Annotated in this window: 2 protein-coding genes and 1 pseudogene; 1 reads left to right on the top strand and 2 read right to left on the bottom strand. The window is 43.9% G+C overall.

The features are described from left to right. Window positions 1-130 precede the first annotated feature (130 nt). Window positions 131-1,696, bottom strand: coding sequence for a B12-binding domain-containing radical SAM protein (locus tag IM479_RS17240; protein ID WP_287685288.1), 1,566 nt, complete (start codon window positions 1,694-1,696; stop codon window positions 131-133). Window positions 1,697-2,598: 902 nt separating this feature from the next. Here IM479_RS17240 and IM479_RS17235 point away from each other — a divergent pair. Further along, window positions 2,599-3,699, top strand: coding sequence for an alkene reductase (locus tag IM479_RS17235; RefSeq protein WP_287699508.1), 1,101 nt, complete (start codon window positions 2,599-2,601; stop codon window positions 3,697-3,699). A 364-nt stretch (window positions 3,700-4,063) separates the two neighbouring features. On the opposite strand, the pseudogene IM479_RS17230 reads toward IM479_RS17235, so the two are convergent. After that, a pseudogene (locus IM479_RS17230) lies at window positions 4,064-4,234 on the bottom strand (PEP-CTERM sorting domain-containing protein); the annotation flags it as partial. Between the last annotated feature and the right edge of the window lie 228 nt (window positions 4,235-4,462).

The raw sequence follows: 4,462 nt of genomic DNA, 5'->3' as shown, positions 1-4,462 counted from the left end.
GTAGCCTATACTCAACGGATTTAGTATGATTGGACAGTCAAACAACCCCACGCGCTTTTTGTTGCTCTACTTTGGGGTAGGATTCAAGAGCGCTGTTTAGGGATAAATGACTGTTCGTCTGCGATATTGTCTAGTTTTTGAGCGTTTTTTCCAGCTGGGCTACCCTTGCTTTCTGTTGGTTCAAATCGGCTAGTTGTTTTAGTAATTGTTCTCTTACTTCATAGCGATAGGCAAAAAAATGCTCACCTATCCCTAGGGTGGCTAGATACTCTTCTACCAGACGGGGCTTGACCGAAGCAATCACCGCCAGTTGCCACCAGAAACGGAACCGCGTCGGTCGGACAATCCCCTGCCGCCAGAGCAAGGAACGGAACAATTGCCACTGTTGCCAATCTAATTTACGGTTCGATTTGCCGCGCCATCCCCCCATGATCAGGAAATGGTTGAAGGTTCGTTTCAGGTAGTTAACAGGATCGTAGATTTCCCAGAAAGCGTCGATGTATTCTTCGGTAATCTCTTCCACCGGGCGAGTTGGCTCAAAGTTCATCATGGCTCCCTGATGGATAGTGCCCATGCCATCCACCAGACGACCTTCCCGTTGCAGGCGATTCCACAGGGCGGTATTTTTCAGTGCCTGGAGCAGGCTAAACTGCCCCTGGGGAATACTCGCCTCCATAATAAACTCTTTGATCCGCTGCCCTGCGCCCGGTTTCTCATTGTCAAAACCGATAATGAAGCCTGACATAATCTGCAGCCCCATGCGGGTAATTTTGTGACAGGATTCGATCAGGGATTGGCGGGTGTTTTGAACCTTGTTAATGCCCATTAAGCTATCGGTATCTGGGGTCTCAATCCCCATAAACACCAGCACAAAGCCGGCCTTGACCATTAACTCGATCAGTTCGCTGTCTTCGGCCAGATTAAGGGAAGCTTCCGTAATCAGTTTAAAGGGATACTGGTGTTGTTCCATCCAAGGGATCAACTCCCGCAGAAACACCTTGGCATTCCGCTTATTGCCAATGAAGTTGTCATCCACCACAAAAATGTAGCGCCTCCAGCCCAGTTGGTATAACGTCTCCAACTCAGCCAACATTTGTTCTGGGGTTTTGGTGCGCGGTTTGCGGCCATAGAGGTTGATGATGTCACAAAATTCGCATTGAAAGGGGCAACCGCGAGAAAACTGCACGGTAATCGCCAGATAGGCATCCAGATCTAGCAGATCATAGCGGGCGATCGGTGTCATGGTGACATCAGGTTTCTCACTGGCTCTAAAGACACCACTCGGTTCACCCCGCTCCAGGGCCGCCAGGAACAGAGGGATTGTCAGTTCTCCTTCATCCAGAATCAGGTAATCTGCCCCAGCTTTTTGGGCAACTTCTGGATAGGAGGTGGGGTAAGGCCCACCCACAGCCACTTTTTTACCCAACTGCAACCCTTTGGCAATCAATTCTTGAAAGTCCTTTTTCTGAATGATCATGGCGGAGATGATTACCAGATCGCACCACTCCCAATCCGAAGCCGTTTCCAATCGGACATTGCGATCAACAAACCGGATTTCCCAATCCGATGGCAACAGGGCCGCCACCGTAATTAAACCCAGAGGCGGATTGGTTGATCTCAAGCCGGCTAGATCTAAAGTCTCTTGATAGGACCAAAAGGAGTTGGGCATCAGCGGCCACAGTAATAGGGCTTTCATTCAGGTGTCTCCAACGAAGAAGCTATATGCTTTACATACTAGCCACAAAGCCCAAGTTGATCAAGACTTTTTTAACATCTTTTTTTAGTAATAAATTAGTTCTAAATAAATTGTAAAAAAAACGCAATTTTTTCGAGATTAGCACAATTAAATGCACGATCCTTGCTAAAAACTCGGTTTTTTTCATTTTTATCAACGCGCTGTAGGGGCTGTCTGCATCTTTTGGGTATTTTTGGGTAGGTTTAATAAAAAATTCTGATTTTGAAAAACCCTCTTACAATTCGCAAGCACCGAAGAGTAATGATTTCGTTTTAGTCCCTAGAAAGTCTGTTTTATCGGCAAAACACCAGTTACTAGACATCTCCACAATGACTATTCTGGTCAGGTAAAGATAAGCGTAATTACACTATTTTTACCGAATTGGACAAGAAATTTTCTCCTATCAATTTTCGTCTTTATGACAAGCGGGAGGGAAAAAATAAGAACGATGACTTGAGAGAAATGGTCAAGGAGGTGATGGAATGGGGGTAGTCCCCTCATCCATAACTGGGGACAGGTAAATCTGTGGTATTATTTGGGCGATCGGATAGTTTAGGTTCCTATCTCTTTAGATTTAAGCAATATTTATGATGCCGAAGTTGCTAAGACATTTATCATGAGTCAACCACCAGAAAATATGGTTTATGTCTCTTTAATTTTGGACGATGAATAAATTCAATAACTGGTAATTATAGTCAGATTTATGACCAAGATCAATTATAGTCAGCTAGTTGATCCGATTAATTATCCTAACTTAGGAGAGGGACAATCTCGCAGATAGCCAGTCAATCATCCTTGGATGTGATTGTCTGGTTTTAACTAATTGCGGTAAAATTAACCTAAATCCTCTATCGGCAAATTCGATGACTTCCTTCACTACTTCCCTGGCTCTTTTAAGTCAATTTAAATTGGGAGATTTAAACTTAGAAAATCGTCTTGTGCTTGCTCCCATGACGCGAGCGCGAGCCGGAGAAAAACGTCTGGCCAATGAGATAATGGCCGAGTATTACCGGCAAAGGGCCAGCGCAGGATTAATGATTACGGAAGCGACGGTAATTTCTTCCCAAGCTAACGGTTGGCAAAATACCCCCGGTATCTACACCGATGAACAAGCGCAAGCATGGCAAATGGTGACAAAAATCGCCCAAAGAAAAGGAACACCAATGTTCTGTCAATTGTGGCACTGTGGTCGCGCTTCTCATTCTAGTTTTCAGGAAAATGGGGCTTTACCCGTTGCCCCTTCCGCAATTAAGATTAAGGGGGAGTTGCATACACCCATCGGCAAACAGCCCTACGAGACCCCTAGAGCCTTAGAAACCGAGGAAATCCCCGCAATTGTCGAAGATTACCGCAAGGCCGCTCAGAGGGCAAAATTAGCGGGGTTTGATGGGATAGAAATTCACGGAGCTAATGGTTATTTAATCGATACTTTTCTACAATCGGCCACTAATCAGCGTCAGGATAAGTACGGTGGCAGTTGGGAAAATCGCTATCGTTTTTTACAGGAAGTAGTCGAGGCAATTTTAACTGTTTTTCCCAGTCATCGGGTGGGGGTGCGTCTATCTCCCAATGGGGTTTATAATGACATGGGTTCCGAGGATTTTCGAGAAACTTTTCTCTATGTTGCCCAAAGATTAAATGAGTATAATTTAGCTTATTTGCATCTGCTAGATGGCTTGGCTTTTGGTTTTCATGAAAAGGGTCAACCGATGCTTTTATCCGAGTTTCGGGCTGTTTTTAATAGTGCTTTAATCGGCAATTGTGGTTATACCAAAGAAACTGCTGAAGCCGCTATTCAGTTAGGAGATGCGGATTTAATTGCTTTCGGTCGCCCCTATATCAGTAATCCCGATTTGGTGGAAAGATTCGCCAATAATTGGCCTCTTAATCCCGATGCCCAGATGAAAGATTGGTATTCTTTTGACAAGGAAGGTTATATCGATCTTACAAGTTATAAAACCTAGTTATACTAAATCCAGTTATTAAAGACTGATTATCTATTCCTCCTTTTGCCTCTTGCCTCTTGCCTCTTGCCTATCCTGATAAGTAGCCTATACTCAACGGATTTAAGTAGCTGGTTATAATTAAATTAAAAATGGATTTTAGGTTCGATCCCCCCTGCCCCCCTTAATAAGGGGGGTGCCGATAGGCGGGGGGATCTGACAGTTTTTAATACCTACCTACTTAGTATTAGATATGTGTAATTAATTGTGTCTAGCTACTTATCCATTATGTCCCAAAATTCAATAAGCGAGAGTGCCTTTATCCCTAACCAAAAAGGAAGGCTTTTAAACCTTCCTTACAGGATAATTGGTCATTTATTGCCGTTTGCAAGCGAATAACCGCAGTATCACCGACAGTAACGTTATCGACACCAAAGTTTGCTGAAACAGTATCCGTATAGGTAGCGGTAAAAATAGCGGCATGGGCGGGAATGGCACTGAAAACGGCACAAGTCACCGCAGGAAGGCAAAGGGCTTTTAGCAGTTGATTAGTCATTTTTGATTGATTGCAAGTTTAAGAATGGGTAAAAATTGCTATTTATACCCCATAAATCATTGCTTAATAGTAATAAGCATCATAACTCTACCCCCCCCCGAATTTGTCAAGTATTCTCCGTTTTTTATTGATGAATCCGGAAAAAGCCCATCAGGGAGAGAGTGGAAGGGTTCGCCAAGGAAACATCTTAAATTAATCAGTAATGATTAGGATTGCGCTATTTTAGGG

The sequence above is a fragment of the Microcystis sp. M165S2 genome, from assembly GCF_020245885.1.
Classification (GTDB): Bacteria; Cyanobacteriota; Cyanobacteriia; order Cyanobacteriales; family Microcystaceae; genus Microcystis.
This window is presented reverse-complemented; position numbering and strand designations above follow the sequence as displayed.